At 67.4% G+C, this 17,530-nt stretch carries 11 protein-coding genes; 4 read left to right on the top strand and 7 right to left on the bottom strand.

Going from position 1 to position 17,530, the window contains the following annotated elements; genetic code table 11:
* Nucleotides 1-19: 19 nt before the first annotated feature.
* A complete protein-coding gene (gcvP, locus tag FK527_RS08170; RefSeq protein ID WP_144732237.1) occupies nucleotides 20-2,941 on the top strand; it encodes an aminomethyl-transferring glycine dehydrogenase in 2,922 nt (973 codons plus the stop codon).
* A 69-nt stretch (nucleotides 2,942-3,010) separates the two neighbouring features.
* The gene (locus FK527_RS08165) at nucleotides 3,011-5,275 is read left to right on the top strand and encodes a PAS domain-containing hybrid sensor histidine kinase/response regulator (protein WP_144732234.1); all 2,265 of its coding nucleotides are present in this window, start codon (nucleotides 3,011-3,013) and stop codon (nucleotides 5,273-5,275) included.
* Here the strand turns inward: FK527_RS08165 and dnaB are convergent.
* From dnaB to map, 7 genes are all read right to left on the bottom strand, one after another.
* Nucleotides 5,272-6,687 carry a replicative DNA helicase gene (gene dnaB / locus FK527_RS08160; RefSeq protein ID WP_144732231.1) on the bottom strand — a complete coding sequence of 472 codons (1,416 nt, stop codon included), beginning with the start codon at nucleotides 6,685-6,687 and terminating at the stop codon, nucleotides 5,272-5,274. The two genes, FK527_RS08165 and dnaB, sit on opposite strands and share 4 nt — an antisense overlap.
* A gap of 139 nt (nucleotides 6,688-6,826) precedes the next feature.
* The gene (rplI, locus tag FK527_RS08155; protein ID WP_144732228.1) at nucleotides 6,827-7,279 is read right to left on the bottom strand and encodes a 50S ribosomal protein L9; all 453 of its coding nucleotides are present in this window, start codon (nucleotides 7,277-7,279) and stop codon (nucleotides 6,827-6,829) included.
* Nucleotides 7,280-7,292: 13 nt separating this feature from the next.
* Nucleotides 7,293-7,574, bottom strand: a complete 282-nt coding sequence (gene rpsR, locus FK527_RS08150; RefSeq protein WP_144732225.1) for a 30S ribosomal protein S18 — start codon at nucleotides 7,572-7,574, stop codon at nucleotides 7,293-7,295.
* Nucleotides 7,575-7,584: 10 nt separating this feature from the next.
* Complete coding sequence (gene priB / locus FK527_RS08145) at nucleotides 7,585-7,935, bottom strand: primosomal replication protein N (protein WP_275848878.1); 351 nt, start codon at nucleotides 7,933-7,935, stop codon at nucleotides 7,585-7,587.
* Between the two features lie 53 nt (nucleotides 7,936-7,988).
* The gene (gene rpsF / locus FK527_RS08140) at nucleotides 7,989-8,363 is read right to left on the bottom strand and encodes a 30S ribosomal protein S6 (RefSeq protein WP_114481777.1); all 375 of its coding nucleotides are present in this window, start codon (nucleotides 8,361-8,363) and stop codon (nucleotides 7,989-7,991) included.
* Between the two features lie 203 nt (nucleotides 8,364-8,566).
* Nucleotides 8,567-11,227, bottom strand: coding sequence for a [protein-PII] uridylyltransferase (locus FK527_RS08135; protein ID WP_144732222.1), 2,661 nt, complete (start codon nucleotides 11,225-11,227; stop codon nucleotides 8,567-8,569).
* A 55-nt stretch (nucleotides 11,228-11,282) separates the two neighbouring features.
* Nucleotides 11,283-12,176 carry a type I methionyl aminopeptidase gene (map, locus tag FK527_RS08130; RefSeq protein WP_144732219.1) on the bottom strand — a complete coding sequence of 298 codons (894 nt, stop codon included), beginning with the start codon at nucleotides 12,174-12,176 and terminating at the stop codon, nucleotides 11,283-11,285.
* 208 nt (nucleotides 12,177-12,384) lie between these two features.
* On the opposite strand from map, the gene purL reads away from it, so the two are divergent.
* Nucleotides 12,385-16,464, top strand: a complete 4,080-nt coding sequence (gene purL / locus FK527_RS08125) for a phosphoribosylformylglycinamidine synthase (protein WP_144732459.1) — start codon at nucleotides 12,385-12,387, stop codon at nucleotides 16,462-16,464.
* Between the two features lie 48 nt (nucleotides 16,465-16,512).
* Nucleotides 16,513-17,475 (top strand): DUF808 domain-containing protein, encoded by a 963-nt coding sequence (locus FK527_RS08120; RefSeq protein WP_114483118.1) that lies wholly within the window; start codon nucleotides 16,513-16,515, stop codon nucleotides 17,473-17,475.
* Nucleotides 17,476-17,530 lie beyond the last annotated feature (55 nt).

The following is a 17,530-nucleotide window of genomic DNA, read 5'->3' as shown; positions in this document are numbered from 1 at the left end:
TTCTCTTTTGAGAGCATCCATGCCTGTTACTCCGCCGCTGGGCGTGCTTGAAGACGCCGCCGAATTCCTACCCCGCCACATCGGCATAGACGCCGCCGACGAAGCGCACATGCTCTCGGTGATCGGCGCCGCCTCGCGCCGCGCGCTGGTCGATGCCATCGTGCCGCACGCAATCGCGCGCAGCCAGGCCATGGACTTGCCCCCGCCCGTGGGCGAGGCCGCGGCGCTGGCCGAGCTCAAGGCCATCGCGGCGCAGAACAAGGTGCTCAAGAGCTTCATCGGCCAGGGCTATTACGGCACGCACATGCCCGCCGTGATCCTGCGCAACGTGCTCGAAAACCCCGCCTGGTACACCGCCTACACGCCCTACCAGGCGGAAATCTCGCAAGGCCGCATGGAGGCGCTGATCAACTTTCAGACCATGGTCTGCGACTTGACGGCCATGCCCGTCGCCAACGCTTCGATGCTCGACGAGGCCACGGCCGCCGCCGAAGCCATGACGCTCGCGCGGCGCAGTGCCAAGAACCCGAGCCAGCGCTTCATCGTCTCGGCCGATGCGCACCCGCAGACCATCGAGGTGATCCAGACGCGCGCCGCACCACTGGGCCTCGAGGTGGTGCTGGTGCCGCAGGCCGAGTGGGGCGCGGCGCTTGCGGGCGAATACTTTGGCGTGCTCGCGCAGTACCCGGCCACGCACGGGCGCATCGACGATCTGCGCGCCGACGTGGCGCTCGTGCACGCCAAACAGGCGCTGTTCGTCGTGGCGGCAGACCTGCTCGGGCTCACGCTGCTCGCGCCGCCTGGCGAATGGGGCGCGGACATCGTCGTCGGCAGCACGCAACGCTTTGGCATGCCCATGGGCGCCGGTGGCCCGCACGCGGCGTACATGGCCTGCCGCGACGAGCTCAAGCGCTCGCTGCCCGGGCGCCTCGTGGGCGTGAGCGTGGACGCGCACGGCAACCCGGCCTACCGCCTTGCGCTGCAAACGCGCGAGCAGCACATCCGGCGCGAAAAAGCCACGTCCAACATCTGCACCGCGCAGGTGCTGCCCGCCGTGATCGCGAGCATGTACGCGGTCTATCACGGCCCGGCGGGCCTCACACGGATTGCCGAGCGCGTGGCCGCCTACACGGCGATCCTGGCTGAGGGACTGCGCCAGCTCGGCGCCCCGCTGCGCGCGCAAAGCGCCTTTGACACGCTCGTGATCGACACCGCAGAAGCTACCGAAAAAATAGCTGCTAGCGCAGTATCTGCGGGCGCAAACCTCAGAATTTATGCAAATAATGCGGTGGGCATCGCGCTCGATGAGACCACCACGCGCGCCGACATCGAGCTGCTTTGGCGCCTGTTTGCGCAGCACTTTGCCAGCGCCAACCAGGCGCTGCCGCGCTGGGACGCGTTCGAAAACGGCGTCGCCACACTGCTGCCCGAGGCGCTGCGCCGCAGCAGCGCCTTTCTCACGCACCCGGTGTTCAACACCCACCACAGCGAGACGGCCATGCTGCGCTACCTGCGCCAGCTCGCCGACAAGGATCTGGCGCTCGACCGCTGCATGATCCCGCTGGGCAGCTGCACCATGAAGCTCAACGCGACGAGCGAAATGATCCCCATCACCTGGCCCGAATTCGCCCACGTGCATCCGTTCGCGCCCGCCGATCAACTGCAGGGCTATCGGCTGCTCGACGCGCAATTGCGCGCCTGGCTCTGCCAGGCCACGGGCTACGCGGGCATCAGCCTGCAACCGAACGCGGGCAGTCAGGGCGAATACGCGGGGCTGCTCGCGATCCGCGCCTACCACGCGGCGCAGGGCCAGAGCCAGCGCACGGTCTGCCTGATCCCGAGCAGCGCGCACGGCACCAACCCTGCGAGCGCACAGATGGCCGGCATGCAGGTCGTCGTCGTCGCCTGCGATGCGCAGGGCAACGTCGATATGGCCGACCTGCGCGCCAAATGCGCGCAGTACGCCGACCGCCTCGCGTGCGTGATGATCACCTACCCGAGCACCCACGGCGTGTTCGAGACGCAGGTCAAAGAGCTCTGCGACCTCGTGCACCAGCACGGCGGGCGCGTGTATATCGACGGCGCGAACATGAACGCGCTCGTCGGCGTGGCGGCGCCCGGTGAATTCGGTGGTGACGTGAGCCACCTGAATCTGCACAAGACGTTTTGCATTCCGCACGGCGGCGGCGGCCCCGGCGTCGGGCCGGTGTGCGTGGTGGCCGACCTCGTGCCCTATCTGCCGGGCCACGCCACGGCGGGCATCCCTGGCGGCGTCGGCGCGGTGAGCGCTGCGCCGCTGGGCAACGCGAGCGTGCTGCCCATCAGCTGGATGTATATCCGCATGATGGGCGCCGAAGGGCTGCGCCGCGCCACCGAGACCGCCATCCTCAGCGCCAACTACATCAGCGTGCGCTTGCGCGAGCACTACCCCACGCTCTACACCAGCGCAGGCCAGGGCACCGGCCCCGGTGAACCCGGGCGCGTGGCGCACGAGTGCATTCTCGACTTGCGCGGCCTCAAGGAAAGCAGCGGGGTGGTCGCCGAAGACGTGGCCAAGCGCCTGATCGACTACGGCTTTCACGCGCCCACGCTGAGCTTTCCCGTGCCCGGCACCTTGATGGTCGAGCCCACCGAGAGCGAGCCGCTGGCCGAGCTCGACCGCTTCATCGAAGCCATGATCGCGATTCGCGACGAGATCCGCGCCATCGAGGCGGGCCGCTGGCCGCAGGACGACAACCCGCTCAAGAACGCGCCGCATACCGCGGCAAGCCTGCTGCAGGCCGAGTGGCCGCATCCCTACACGCGCGAAGTGGCCGCCTACCCCGTGGCACGCCTGCGCCAGAACAAATACTGGTCGCCCGTAGGCCGTGTGGACAACGTCTATGGCGACCGGCACCTGTTTTGCAGCTGCCTACCTGTCGAAGACCTCGCTGAAGCCTGAAGCGCAGGCTTACACTGGCAATCCTGCGTTGCGCGCTGGCCTGCGGGCCACACAGCGAGGTTTGCCACCATGACACGCCCTGACCTCTCCCTGCTTTTTGCCTCTGCCTTGGCAGAGGACGCGCATCACTCGTCCACCGGTGCGCCCCCGCCGGCGGCCACGCCCCCGCAGGCTCCTGCCGCGGACGAACGTCGTGGCACGGATCGTCCGCACGGCGCCGTCGCGGCGCTGATCGCCGAGCTGCGTGCCTCGCAGGCCGAGCTCGAAAGCCAAAACGAGATACTGCGCTATAGCCAGGCGGTGGCAGAGCGCGCGTCGGAGCGCTTCGAGACGCTTTTTGCGAACGTGCCGCTCGCGCTCATGGTCGTCGATGCGCACGACATCGTGGTGCAGGCCAACGCCATGGCGCACCGCTCGTTCCAGCCGAGCGAGCGCGACCGGCCCCTCGCCATGCTGCAGCCTTTCGTGCATCCGAACGACCTCGCGCGTGTGCAGCAGGGGTTCGCGCAGGCAAACAAGCTGGGGCACAGCGAGATCACGGAAGTAGTGTTCACGATCGAAGGCCACCCCGCCATCACCGGCGACCTGCACATCGCGCGCATCGAAGCAGCGCAGGAAGACGCCCCGGCGCCGGTGCAATTCTTGTGCGCCGTGATCGACCAGGGGCCGCTGCTCGCCGAGCGCCAAGCGCTGCAAGAGCGCAATGCACAACTGCACGCGAGCGAAAAGCGCCTCGCCGCAGTGATCGACTCGGCGCTGGACGCCATCCTTTGCGTCGATCAACAGCAGCGCATCACCGTGTTCAACCCCACCGCGGCGGCGCTGTTCCAATGCAACGCCGACGATGCGCTCGGCAGCCCGCTGGAGCGCTTTTTGCCTGGCGCTGCGCAGGCGCTGGCGTTCTCGCAGCTCACGACCCAGGCCATGCTCGGCGAGATGACGGCGCGCACCGCCAGCGGCAGAGAGCTCGCGGTCGAAGTGAGCATTTCGTTCGAGCGCCATGCGACGGGCGAGACCGCCACCGTGTTCGCGCGCGACCTCACGGGGCGCAAAAAGGCCGAGGCTCAGCGCAACGAGCTCGAGGCGCAGTTGCGCGAGTCGCACAAGATGCAGGCCGTGGGCACCATGGCCGGCGGCATCGCGCACGACTTCAACAACATCCTGGGCGCAATCCTGGGCAACGTCGAACTCGCCAAGGCCGATTGCGCCGCGGCCGCACCGGCCATGCCGGGCAGCGCCTTGCTCGAGAGCCTGAACGAAATCGACAAGGCCGCGCGGCGTGCGCGCGATCTGGTGCGCCAGATTCTCACCTTCAGCCGCAACGAGCCGCCGCAGCGCGCTGCCGTGCAGCTTGCCGAAGTCGCGCACGATACCGAACGGCTGCTGCGCGTCACGCTGCCGCCCAGTATCGCCCTGTACGTACAGGTGCCGGAAAACCTGCCCCCCGTGCTCGGCGACGCCACGCAAGTGGGACAGGCATTGCTCAATCTCTGCACCAATGCCGTGCAGGCGCTGGGCAGCTGCCGCGGCCATATCCACGTCGAGGCGCTGCGCGTGCAGCCTGAGCAGCGCCTGCGTGAACGCCTGGGCCTCGCCGCCCGCACCGACTACATCGCATTGACGGTGCGCGACGATGGCCCGGGCATGGACGCGGCCACGCTGGGGCGCATCTTCGAGCCTTTTTTCACCACCAAGCCCGTGGGCCAGGGTACGGGCCTGGGGCTCGCCGTGGTGCACGGCATCATGCGCACGCATGGCGGAGGCATCGACGTGCAAAGCAGCCCGGGCAAGGGCAGCCGCTTCACGCTGTATTTTCCGACCGCCGACAGTGCAGCCTCCTCGATGGAGCCGACTGCGCTGCAAGGTGGCGTGAACGAGACCGCACCACCGCCCCCACATGCCATGGCTGCGCTGCCTGCACCAGCGTCCGCGCCCAAGGCCGACGCAGCGGCGCGCCCGCACCACGTGTTGTATGTCGACGACGACCAGGCGCTGGTCTTCGTGGTGCAACGCCTGCTGCGCCGGCGCGGCTACGAAGTCAGCACCTTTACCGACCCGCAGGCGGCGCTGCAAGCCCTGCGCGCCCAGCCCAAGAACTACGACTTGCTCGTGACCGACTACAACATGCCGGGCTTTTCGGGCGTGGAGCTGCTGCGCGCGGCGCGCCAGATCCATCCCCAGCTGCCCGTGGCACTTGCCTCGGGCTACATCAGCAGCGAGATTGAACAGGCCGCGCTGACCGAGGGCGCGCGCGCCCTGATCCACAAACCCAACGACATGCAGGAGTTCTGCGCCACCGTCGAGCGCCTGCTCGACGCAGGACGCGCGGATTAAAAATCGTCGCTCGAGCCCAGCGCCAGGCTCTCGAAGCGCGTTTGCGACTTCTGGAAGAACAGCTTCACGGTGCCCGTCGGCCCGTTGCGCTGCTTGCCGATGATGATCTCGGCCACGTTGGGCTCCTTGCTGTCTTTGTTGTAGTAGTCGTCGCGGTAGATGAACATGATGATGTCGGCATCCTGCTCGATCGCGCCCGATTCGCGCAGGTCGCTCATCATGGGGCGTTTGTCGGTGCGCGATTCGACGCTGCGGTTGAGCTGCGAGAGCGCGATCACCGGGCATTGCAGTTCTTTGGCCAGCATCTTTAGGCCGCGCGAGATTTCGCCGAGTTCGGTGGCGCGGTTCTCGCCCTCGGAGCTCGCGGAGCCGCTCATGAGCTGCAAGTAATCGACCACGATCAAACCGAGCTTGCCGCACTGGCGCGCGAGGCGCCGCGCATTGGCGCGCAGCTCGCTGGGCGTGAGGCCAGGCGTCTCGTCGATGTGCAGCGAGACGTTGCGCAGGCGCTCTATGGCTTCCGTGAGGCGCGGCCATTCTTCGTCGCTGAGCTTGCCGGTGCGCAAATGCCCCTGATCTATGCGCCCGATCGAGCCCACGATACGCACGGCGAGCTGCGCCGCGCCCATTTCCATCGAAAAGATCGCCACGGGCAAGCCTTCGTTGAGCGCAACGTGCTCGGCGATGTTCACCGCGAATGCCGTTTTGCCCATGGAGGGGCGCGCGGCCAGCACCACCATGTCGCCGGCCTGCAGGCCCGAGGTCATGCGATCGAGGTCTATGAACCCCGTGGGCACGCCGGTGATGTCGTTGGGGTTGTCGGCCATCTCCTGCACGCGGTCGAGCAGGTCGACCACCAGCGTGTCCATCGCCTGGAAGCCGCGCTTCATGCGCGCACCTTCCTCGCCGATGTGGAAGATTTTCTGCTCGGCCTCGTCGAGCACCTTGTCCACGGGGCGGCCCTGCGGGTTGAAGGCGCTGGTGGCGATTTCGTCGCTCGCAGTGATGAGCTTGCGCAGGATGGCGCGCTCGCGCACGATCTCGGCGTAGCGGCGGATGTTGCTCGCGCTGGGCACGTACTGCGCGAGGCTGTTGAGGTAGCTCAGGCCGCCAATTTCCTCGGCCTTGCCCAGGCCTTGCAGGTGTTCGTAAACGGTGATGACGTCGGCGGGCTTGCTTGCGTTGACCAGGCGCGCGATGCCAGCGTAGATCAGCCGGTGCTCGTAGCGGTAAAAGTCGCTGTCGAGCAGCAAATCGCCCACGCGATCCCAGGCATGGTTGTCGAGCAGCAGGCCGCCGAGCACACTCGACTCGGCCTCGATCGAGTGCGGCGGCACACGCAGTTGCGCAGCTTGCGGGTCAGGCGCCGGCAAGGCATCGGCTTCATCAAGAGGAGGGAAAACAGCAGACATGGGTTTACTTGCGAAAGGACAGCCAACTGAATGGCAATGGTAGTGTGCTGCCCCGTAAATAGCTGCACACCAGCGGTGTCAAAAAACACAAAGGCCGCCCGAGGGCGGCCTTTGATTTGCCGTTGGAATCTGATGCGGCTCAGGCCGTTTCGCCATAGACCGAGACGTTGACATCGACCACCACGTCGGTGTGCAAGGCCACGCTCACGGACGAATCGCTCACGGTCTTGATGGGGCCGTTGGGCATGCGGATTTGCGCCTTCACGAGCTTGAAGCCGAGCTTGTTGAGCTCTTCGGCGATGTCGTGGTTGGTCACGGAGCCGAACAAGCGCCCATCGACGCCAGCTTTCTGCGTGAGCTTGACGGTGACGCCGGCGAGCTTTTCTGCTTCGGCCTGGGCCTGGGCGAGCTTGGCTGCGGCGGCCTTTTCGAGCTCGGCGCGCTTGGCTTCGAACTCGGCCTTGGCGGCCGCCGTGGCGCGGCGCGCACGCCCAGTGGGAATCAGGAAGTTGCGGGCGTAACCGTCCTTGACCTTGACGATTTCACCGAGGTTGCCAAGGTTCACGACCTTGTCGAGCAGGATGACTTGCATGGACGGGGCTCCCTTAGATCTTGTGCTGGTCGGTGTAGGGGACCAGGGCCAGAAAGCGCGCACGCTTGATCGCGGTGCTGAGCTGGCGCTGGTAAATGGCGCGCGTGCCGGTCAGGCGCGCGGGGATGATCTTGCCGTTTTCGGCGATGAAGTCGCGCAGCGTATCGACGTCCTTGTAGTCGATCTCTTCGACGCCTGCGACCGTGAAGCGGCAAAAGCGCTTGCGCTTGAACAAAAGCGATTGGGTGTTGCGCTTGGGGCGCTTGTCGTTGCTGGTTTTCTTGAACGTGGCCATGGGGGACCTCTCAAAATGAATCTGGATCGGGTTGCATGTCCTGGATGTGAAGCACGATCTGCTTGCGCTGGCGCGGCGTGGCCAAAAAACCTTCGAAGCGCCAGCGGCTGCCCAGCTCCAGCTGCGCGAGCCGCTCGGCCTGTACGCCAAAGGCGACGGCCTTGAGCATCAGCTTGACTTCGCGCGGCTGGCCGGCTTCGCTTTGCTGCGACTCATGCTCGAGCTGCACGGTGATGGCCGGCATGCCGGCGGGCGTGTAGCGCATGGGTTCGGCTTCGGCGATGCGTGCGCGCAGCACCAAGCGGTTGAGCGTGCGCTCGTCCGTGCTGCTGGCGACGCGGTCTTCGCGGTGCTTTTCCACTCCCAGGAAGGAATCTGTACGATGAACTTTGCGCGGTTGCGCTCAGGGGACCATCAACGCTCTGCGCCGCTGTGCTCGGCCTGGCCAGCCTTGCGGGCTTCTTCGCGCTCTACGGTTTTCATCATGGACGAAGGGCCGGTTTCGGCCTTCTTCTTCTGCACCGTCAGGTGGCGCAGCACGGCGTCGTTGAACTTGAAGGCGTGTTCGAGCTCGGCCAGCACGGCCTGGTCGGCTTCGATATTCAGGCACAGGTAGTGCGCCTTGGCGAGCTTGTTGATCAGGTAGGCCAACTGGCGGCGGCCCCAATCTTCCACGCGGTGCACTTTGCCGCCGCCGGCGGTGATCATGCCCTTGTAGCGCTCCAGCATGGCTGGAACCTGTTCGCTTTGATCCGGGTGGATCAGCAAGATGATTTCGTAATGACGCATGCAGACTCCTTATGGATGAAGCCACCCGCTGCGTGAAGCTTGCGCTTTGCGTCGGCAGGCGGTGTGGCAAGGGAAAACGGGAGATTATAGCCGGACATGGGCTTTCATCCATAGTTGGTACTTGGCTTGTACGCGCCGTGGCTGCTCCAGCACATTCCGGGTGTCCGGCCCGGGTTCTGCGCCGCAGACCCGGCGCAGCGCGCTCATTCCGACAGGGCCTGGAGCAACTCGGTTTCGATGGCGATCTGCCGCGCGTTGTCGCGCAGTTCCGCGCCGGTGATGAGGAAAGTGTCTTCGACGCGCTCGCCCAAGGTGGTGACCTTGGCCAGTTGCACGCTCAGCTGGTGCTGTGCAAGAACGCGCGCAACGAGGTAGAGCAGCCCCGCGCGGTCGCTCGCGGAGATGCTGAGCAGCCAGTGCTGCGCCTTTTCGTCGGGCTGCAGCGTGACGCGCGGCGCCACGGGGAAGCTCTTGACGCGGCGCGAGACGCGCTTGCGGCCGGGCTCGGGCAAGGGGCCGGTGTCTTGAATCGCACGCACGAGGTCGTTTTCGACCATGTGGATGAGCTCGCGGTAGTGACCCGGCTGGTTCGCCGCGACGACCTGGAAGGTGTCGAGCGCGTGCCCGGTGCGCGTGGTGTGCACGCGCGCGTCCAGGATGCTGAAGCCCGCGCGGTCGAAATAGCCGCAGATGCGCGCAAACAGGTCAGGCTGGTCGGGCGTATAGACCAGCACCTGCAAGCCTTCGCCTGCGAGCGACTCGCGCGCGCGCACCACGGGATAGGATGCATTGACGTGGCGCGAGAGGTGGCGCGTGTGCCAGGCGATGTCGGCGGCCTCGTGGCGCATGAAGTAGCGCACGTCCAGCGTGTCCCACAGCGCCTTGTGTGCCTCGAAGGGCTGCGCGTGCAGGTTCAGCAGCACCAGCGCCTCACGCTTGCGTGCCTCGACCTCGGCCGCGGGGTCGGGTGCGCGCCCGCCGAGCACGCGTAGCGTGGCGCGGTACAGGTCTTCGAGCAGCTTGCCTTTCCAGGCGTTCCAGACCTTGGGGCTGGTGCCGCGGATGTCGGCCACGGTGAGCAGGTATAGCGCCGTGAGGTAGCGCTCGTTGCCCACGCGCTGCGCAAACGCGGCGATCACCTGTGGGTCGGAGAGGTCTTCCTTTTGCGCGACGCGGCTCATGCTGAGGTGCTCGCGCACGAGGAACTCGATCAATTCAGCGTCTTCGCGCGCGATGCCGTGCTGGCGGCAAAAGCGCCGCGCCTCCATCGCGCCGACGAGCGAATGGTCGCCGCCGCGGCCCTTGCCGATGTCGTGGAACAGCGCCGCGACGTAGAGCAGCCAGGGCTTGTCCCAGCCCGCCGCGAGCTGCGAACAAAACGGGTATTCGTGCGCATGTTCAGCAATGAAAAAGCGCCGCACATTGCGCAGCACCATGAGGATGTGCTGATCGACTGTATAGACGTGGAACAGGTCGTGCTGCATCTGCCCCACGATGCGCCGAAACGGCCACAGGTAGCGCCCGAGCACCGAGGTCTGGTTCATGAGCCGCATGGCGTGCGTGATGCCCGCGGGCTGCTGCAGGATGCGCAAAAAGGTGGCGCGGTTCACCGGGTCGCGGCGGAACTGCGCGTCCATCAGGCCGCGCGCGTTGTAGAGCGCGCGCAGCGTGCGCGCCGACAGCCCCTTGATGCCCACCGTGGTTTCGTAGAGCAAAAAGGTTTCGAGGATGGCGTGCGGCGCGCGCTGATACAGGTCGTCGCTTGCGACTTCGATCAGGTTGGCTTTTTCGTAGAAGCGCTCGTTGATCGGGCGCAGTGCGTGCGTGCTGGGGTTGAGGCGCTCCTCGATGTTGCGCAGCAGCACCTGGGCGAGCTGCGCCACGGCCTTGGCGGCCCAGTAGTAGCGGCGCATCAGGCTCTCGCTTGCGCGCATGGGCAGCGGGCTGCCGTCGGGCGCCTGCGAGCGGTAGCCAAAGGATTCGGCCACGGCGGTTTGCAGGTCGAACACGAGCCGGTCTTCGCGCCGCCCGGCGAGCGCGTGCAGGCGCGCACGGATCAGCGACAGCAGCGCCTCGTTGCGCGCAAGGTGCCGCACCTCGATGGCCGTGGCCATGCCGCTCGCGCCGAGTTCGCGCCAGTTGCGACCCAGCCCCGCAGCGCGCGCGACCCACAAAATGGTCTGCAGATCGCGCAGGCCGCCGGGCGACTCCTTGCAATTGGGCTCGAGCGCGTAGGGTGTGTTTTCGTACTTGGTGTAGCGCTGGCGCATCTCCAGCGTCTTGGCCGTGAAAAACGCGCGCGGATCGATCTGCGCGCGAAACTGCTGCTCGAACTCGTCGAACAGGGCGCGGCTGCCGCAAATCCAGCGCGCCTCGAGCAGGGAGGTCTGCACCGTCACGTCCTGCGCAGCTTCGGCCAGGCACTGCGCCACGGTGCGCACGCTGGAGCCGATCTCCAGCCCCGCGTCCCAGCAGCTGCCGACGAAGCGCTCTATGCGTGCGCGCAAGCCGTCTTCGCACTCGGGGCTGCAGCCCGCCGGCAGCAGCAGGAGCACGTCGATGTCGGAGTACGGAAACAGCTGCGCCCGCCCGTAGCCGCCCACGGCGAGCAAAGCCATGTCGGGCGGCAGGCCGGCGTGCCGCCACAGCGTGCGCAGCAGACCATCGGCCAGCGTGGCAAACCTGCGCAGCAAGGCGTGGATGTTGCGCGTGGAGGCTCCGCCCCCTTCTTGCAACTGGGCCAGCAACGCGGCCTTGTCGCGCCGGTATGCGTCGCGCAGGGTTTGCAGCGCAGGCGCATCGTGCGCCAGCGCAGGGTCGGACAGGGGGGCAGTTTGGGGCGGTCTGACGGGGAGCGAAGACATGCCGGCGACCTACGCAAAAAACGTGCACACAGCCCGCACAGCCAGCGCCATGGCTTCAGGCGGGCACGGTGGGCGCTGCGGCTGCGCCCGCCGCAGTCACACCCGTTGCGGCCTGCTGCGCGACGCCGCGCGGGCGCGCGATCTCGGGCGGCACGAAAGCGGGCGCAGGCGGCGCACCGGCCGAGAGGCTTAGCACCTCGACACCGGTTTCGGTCACGAGCACGGTGTGCTCCCATTGCGCCGAGAGGCTGCGGTCTTTGGTGACGATGGTCCAGCCGTCGTTGCCGAACTCTCTGACCTCGCGCCGACCGGCGTTGATCATGGGCTCTATGGTGAACACCATGCCGGGGCGCAATTCTTCGAGCGTGCCCGGGCGTCCGTAGTGCAGCACTTGCGGCTCTTCGTGGAACTTGCGCCCTATGCCGTGGCCGCAAAATTCGCGCACCACCGAGTAGCCGTGCCCTTCGGCGTATTTTTGGATCGCGTGGCCGATGTCGCCCAGGTGCGCACCGGGGCGCACCTGCATGATGCCCAGCCACATGGCCTCATAAGTGACGGTGCAAAGGCGCCGCGCGGCAATCGAGCCCTCGCCCACGATATACATGCGGCTCGTGTCGCCGTACCAACCCGCCTTGGTGATGATGGTGACATCGACGTTCACGATGTCACCCTTCTTGAGCGGCTTGTCGCTGGGGATACCGTGGCAGACGACCTGGTTGACCGAGGCGCACAGCGAGGCCGGATACGGCGGATAGCCGGGCGGCTGGTAGCCCAAGGTGGCCGAGACCGTGCCCTGGCGCGCCATGCACTCGGCGCCCAGGCGGTCGATTTCTTTGGTGCTGATGCCGGGGCGGATGTGCGGGGCGATGGCGTCCAGCACTTCGGCCGCGAGGCGGCAGGCCTCGCGCATGCCTTCGATATCCTCGGCGGATTTGATGGTGATGCTCATGCAAAGATTATCCCATCGGGCTTTTGACCTTGCTGGGCTGGCGCCATGCGCAGCGTCGCGAAAGAGCAGGCGCAGCGCCAGCGCTCGGATGCATTGGTTATGCAAAGGCGCTCGGTAAAATCGCCGCCCTGCCCCTCTGGGTATTTCGCCCTTGCATGACCGCCGCCCGCGCGGCATCGCGCCCCATCCCTTCGACCAGGCCGCTACCGTGACCTTGCACCTGACCCAGTTTGCCGGGGGCGATGCCCTCCGCCCCTTTCGTGCCCAACAGCTTGCGTCGGCGCTGACCGCCGTGCACCCCAAAATCAGCGGCATCCGCGCGCGCTTCGTGCACCTCGTGGCGACGCACGAGCCGCCCACGCCCGCGCTGCAGGAGCGCCTGGCCGCGCTGCTCGCCTACGGCGAGCCGTATGCGCCAGCGCCCGGCAGCAGCGCCGAGCTCGTGCTCGTGGTCACGCCGCGCCTGGGCACGGTTTCGCCCTGGGCGTCCAAGGCGACAGACATTGCACGCAACTGCGGCCTGCCCGTGCACCGCATCGAGCGCGTGACCGAATACCACTTGCAGTTCGATGCGGGCTTGTTCGGCAAGGCAGCGCAGGTCACGCCCGCGCAGCGCGAGCGCATCGCCGCGCTCTTGCACGACCGCATGACCGAGTCTGTGCTCGCCAGTTGCGACGAGGCGAAGGCGCTGTTCAGCCCGCTGCAGCCCGAGCCGCTCGCGCATGTCGATGTGCTGGGCCGCGGGCGCGCCGCACTCGAAGCGGCCAACCGCGACTGGGGCCTGGCGCTGGCCGAGGACGAGATCGACTATCTGCTCGACGCCTTCACGCGCCTGGCGCGCAACCCCACCGACGTGGAGCTGATGATGTTCGCGCAGGCCAACAGCGAGCATTGCCGGCACAAGATTTTCAACGCCGAATTCACCATCGACGGCGTGGCGCAGGAGCACAGCCTGTTTGCCATGATCCGCCACACGCACCGCCAGGCGCCGCAGCACACCATCGTGGCCTACAGCGACAACGCCGCGGTGATGGCCGGCGGCACCGTCGAAGTTTTTGAAGCCAAATCGGCCTCTAGCGCAGGTACATCAAGCGCAAGCAGCTATCAAAAGGAAAGCGCCCTGCGCCATGTGCTGATGAAGGTGGAAACGCACAACCACCCCACGGCGATCAGCCCTTTTCCGGGCGCGGCCACGGGCGCGGGCGGCGAGATCCGCGACGAGGGCGCCACGGGCCGCGGCGCGCGCCCCAAGGCGGGGCTCACGGGCTTTTCCGTGGGCAAGCTGTGGGGCGGCCTGGCCGACCAGCCCGACGGCAAGCCCGCGCACATGGCCAGCCCCTTGCAGATCATGACCGAGGGGCCGCTGGGCGGCGCGGCCTTCAACAACGAGTTCGGCCGCCCCAACCTGGCCGGCTACTTTCGCGAATACGAGCAGCGCGTGGGCGAGGTGCAGCGCGGCTACCACAAGCCCATCATGATCGCAGGCGGCCTGGGCAGCATAGATGCGCGCCTCACGCACAAGATCGCCTTCCCCGCGGGCACCCTGCTCGTGCAGCTGGGCGGGCCCGGCATGCGCATCGGCATGGGCGGCGGCGCGGCCTCGTCGCTGGCAAGCGGCACCAACGCCGCGCAGCTCGACTTCGACTCGGTGCAACGCGGCAACCCCGAAATCGAGCGCCGCGCGCAGGAGGTCATCAATGCCTGCCAGGCGCTGGGCGACGGCAACCCCATTTTGGCGATCCACGACGTGGGCGCGGGCGGGCTCTCCAACGCCTTTCCCGAGCTCGTCAACGACGCCGGGCGCGGCGCACGCTTTGACCTGCGCGCCATCCCGCTCGAAGAATCGGGCCTTGCGCCCAAGGAAATCTGGTGCAACGAGAGCCAGGAGCGCTACGTGCTGGCGATCGCGCCCGCCTCGCTCGCCGCGTTCGAGCAGCTGTGCGTGCGTGAGCGCTGCCCATTTGCCGTGGTCGGCGTGGCCACCGAGGCGCGCGAGCTCATCGTCGAAGACAGCGCCACGCCAAGCGGCCCGCAGCACGAGCCCGTGCACATGCCCCTGGACGTGCTGCTGGGCAAGCCGCCCAAGATGCAGCGCAACGTGACCCGCGTGCGCCGCAGCGGCACGGCCCTGGACCTGACCGGCGTGCCGCTGCAGCAGGCGGTGATCGACGTGCTGAGCCATCCCACGGTGGCGAGCAAGCGCTTTTTGGTCACCATCGGCGACCGCAGCGTGGGCGGCCTCACGCACCGCGACCAGATGGTTGGCCCCTGGCAAGTGCCCGTGGCCGACTGCGCCGTGACGCTCGCGGACTTCCGCGGTTTTGCCGGCGAAGCCATGGCCATGGGCGAGCGCACGCCGCTGGCGGCGCTCGACGCGCCGGCCTCGGGCCGCATGGCCGTGGCCGAGGCCATCACCAACCTGCTCGCCGCGCCCATAGAGCTGCCGCGCGTCAAGCTCAGCGCAAACTGGATGGCCGCGTGCGGCGAGCCGGGCGAGGACGCCGACCTTTACGCCACCGTGCGCGCCGTGGGGCTGGAGCTGTGCCCGGCGCTGGGCATTTCCATTCCCGTGGGCAAAGACAGCCTCTCGATGCGCACGCAGTGGCAGGGCGCGGACGGCACGCTGCGCAAGGTCACCTCGCCCGTGAGCCTGATCGTGAGCGCCTTTGCCACGCTCACCGACGTGCGCGGCACGCTCACGCCGCAGCTCGACCGCGACGAGGCCGACACCACGCTGGTGCTGATCGACCTGGGCCGCGGCCAGTGCCGCATGGGCGGCAGCATCCTCGCGCAAGCGCTGGGCCCAAGCGGTTGCCCCGAAAAAGACGGCGTTCCCGACCTCGACGACCCGCAAGACCTGGTGCGCCTCGTGGCGGCCGTGAACCAGTTGCGCGCCGAGGGCCAGCTCCTCGCCTACCACGACCGCAGCGACGGCGGGCTGCTGGCCTGCGTGGCCGAAATGGCCTTTGCCGGCAAAGTGGGCGTGGCGCTCAACGTCGATCTGCTCATCACCGAAGGCGACGGCATCAGCGACAGCCGCGCCGATTACGGCGACGCGAAAAACTGGGCCAGCCAGGTCAGCGCGCGGCGCGAGGAGCGCACGCTCAAGGCGCTGTTCAACGAAGAGCTGGGCGTGGTGCTGCAGGTGCGCACAGCCGAGCGCGACGCCGTCATGCAGACGCTGCGCGCGCATGGCCTGTCCAAGCACAGCCACTTCATCGGCAAGACGCGGCCCGCACACGCACCGATCGCCACCGGCGCGGGCGAGCTGCAAATCTGGCGCGACACCAAACTCGTCTTTAACGCCACGCTCGCGGACTTGCAGCAAGTCTGGGACAGCGTGAGCTGGAAAATCTGCCGCGCGCGCGACAACCCCGCCTGCGCCGACGCCGAGCACGCCGCCGCGGGCGCCGCGCACGACGGCGGCCTGCACGTGTACCTGCCCGAAAGTTTCAAGCAAAAAGTGGCTGAAAACGAGGCGCAGCAAGCGCAAGCAGCTATCAACGCAGTAGCCATCGGCGGCGCGCGCCCCAGGGTCGCGATCCTGCGCGAACAAGGCGTGAACTCGCATGTCGAAATGGCCTGGGCCTTCGACGCCGCGGGCTTCGAGGCCTGCGACGTGCACATGAGCGACCTGCAAGCCGGGCGCGTGCAGCTCGCCGACTTCCAGGGGTTGGTGGCCTGCGGCGGCTTCAGCTACGGCGACACGCTGGGCGCGGGCATAGGCTGGGCGCGCAGCATCAGCTTCAACGCCGCGCTGGCCGCGCAGTTCCGCGCTTTCTTCGCGCGCGGCGACACCTTTGGCCTGGGCGTGTGCAACGGCTGCCAGATGTTTGCCGAGCTTGCCGACATCATCCCCGGCGCGCAGGCCTGGCCGCGCTTTACCACCAACCAGAGCGAGCGCTTCGAGGCGCGCCTCGCGCAGGTCGAAGTGCTGGATTCGCCCAGCCTGTTTTTTGCCGGCATGGCGGGCGTGCGCCTGCCGATCGCCACCGCGCACGGCGAGGGCTACGCCGACTTCCGCCACCGCGGCAACGCCAGCCAGGTGCTGGCCGCGATGCGCTACGTCGATCATCTCGGCCAGCCGACCGAAGCCTACCCCTTCAACCCCAACGGCAGCCCCGGCGGCCTCACCGCCGTGACCACGCCCGACGGGCGCTTCACGGCCCTGATGCCGCACCCCGAGCGGGTGTTTCGCAACCTGCAGTTCAGCTGGACGCCGCTGCCCAAGGACGACTTCAGCCCCTGGATGCAGATCTGGCGCAACGCGCGCCGCTGGGTGGGCTGAGAGGCTGAGCGCCTGTCCCACTGGAAACCATCTCTCAAAGGACGCCCCATGGCCCTCGGCAGCCTGCTCGCCCTGCTCGACGACATCGCGACCATCCTCGACGACGTCGCCCTCATGACCAAGGTGGCCGCGCAAAAAAGCGCCACCATGGCCGACGACGTGTCGGTGCTCACCAAGGTGGCGGCGCAAAAGACCGCGGGCGTGCTCGGCGACGATCTGGCGCTCAACGCCCAGCAAGTGACGGGCGTGCGCGCCGACCGCGAGCTGCCCGTGGTCTGGGCCGTGGCCAAGGGCTCGCTCGTGAACAAGGCCATCCTCGTGCCCGCGGCCCTGCTCGTGAGCGCCTTCGCCCCCTGGGCCGTGACGCCGCTGCTCATGCTGGGCGGGGCGTTTTTGTGCTTCGAGGGCGTGGAAAAACTCGCGCACAAGTTTTTGCCCAGCGCGCCGCACGATGCGGCCGAACACGAAAGCCACGTGCTGGCGAATGCCAACGCGGCGCTGGACTTGGTGGCTTTCGAAAAAGACAAGGTGCAGGGCGCCGTGCGCACCGACTTCATCCTCTCGGCAGAAATCATCACCATCGCGCTGGGCACGGTGGCGGCGGCACCGTTTGCGCAGCAGGTGGCCGTGCTCGTGGGCGTGGCCGTGCTCATGACGGTGGGCGTGTATGGCCTGGTCGCGGGCATCGTCAAGCTCGACGACCTGGGGCTATGGCTCGCACGCCGGCGCCAGGCCCTGCTGCGCACGCTGGGCCTGGCCATCGTGCAGGCCGCGCCCTGGCTCATGAAAAGCCTCTCGGTCGTGGGCACGGCGGCCATGTTCCTCGTGGGCGGCGGCATCCTGGCGCACGGCATCCCGGCGCTGCACCACGCCGTCGAAAGGCTGGGCGCTGGCGCCGGCGGCCCGTGGCACTGGCTGCTGCCTGCGCTGTGCAACGCTCTGGTGGGCGTGGTCGCAGGCGCGCTGGCGCTCACAAGCGTTGCATTGGTGCAACGTTTGCGTCGCATTTAGTGCAGCTGCAGCACTCTGAAGTCGTCTATGGCAGGGCAGCCGCCCAGTATTTGAC

Origin of the sequence: Extensimonas perlucida (assembly GCF_007655255.1) — a bacterium.
GTDB classification, from domain to species: Bacteria; Pseudomonadota; Gammaproteobacteria; order Burkholderiales; family Burkholderiaceae_C; genus Extensimonas; species Extensimonas perlucida.
Note: the sequence above shows the minus strand (reverse complement) of the source record. Positions and strands in the feature narration are given on the sequence as shown.

What these genes read in the sequence shown, in the direction of transcription:
- FK527_RS08165 (WP_144732234.1), top strand. Translation starts at nt 3,011, where the DNA reads ATGACACGCCCTGACCTCTCCCTGCTTTTTGCCTCTGCCTTGGCAGAG.
- gcvP (WP_144732237.1), top strand. Translation starts at nt 20, where the DNA reads ATGCCTGTTACTCCGCCGCTGGGCGTGCTTGAAGACGCCGCCGAATTC.
- map (WP_144732219.1), bottom strand. Translation starts at nt 12,176, where the DNA reads ATGAGCATCACCATCAAATCCGCCGAGGATATCGAAGGCATGCGCGAG.
- FK527_RS08120 (WP_114483118.1), top strand. Translation starts at nt 16,513, where the DNA reads ATGGCCCTCGGCAGCCTGCTCGCCCTGCTCGACGACATCGCGACCATC.
- rpsR (WP_144732225.1), bottom strand. Translation starts at nt 7,574, where the DNA reads ATGGCCACGTTCAAGAAAACCAGCAACGACAAGCGCCCCAAGCGCAAC.
- dnaB (WP_144732231.1), bottom strand. Translation starts at nt 6,687, where the DNA reads ATGTCTGCTGTTTTCCCTCCTCTTGATGAAGCCGATGCCTTGCCGGCG.
- rpsF (WP_114481777.1), bottom strand. Translation starts at nt 8,363, where the DNA reads ATGCGTCATTACGAAATCATCTTGCTGATCCACCCGGATCAAAGCGAA.
- FK527_RS08135 (WP_144732222.1), bottom strand. Translation starts at nt 11,227, where the DNA reads ATGTCTTCGCTCCCCGTCAGACCGCCCCAAACTGCCCCCCTGTCCGAC.
- rplI (WP_144732228.1), bottom strand. Translation starts at nt 7,279, where the DNA reads ATGCAAGTCATCCTGCTCGACAAGGTCGTGAACCTTGGCAACCTCGGT.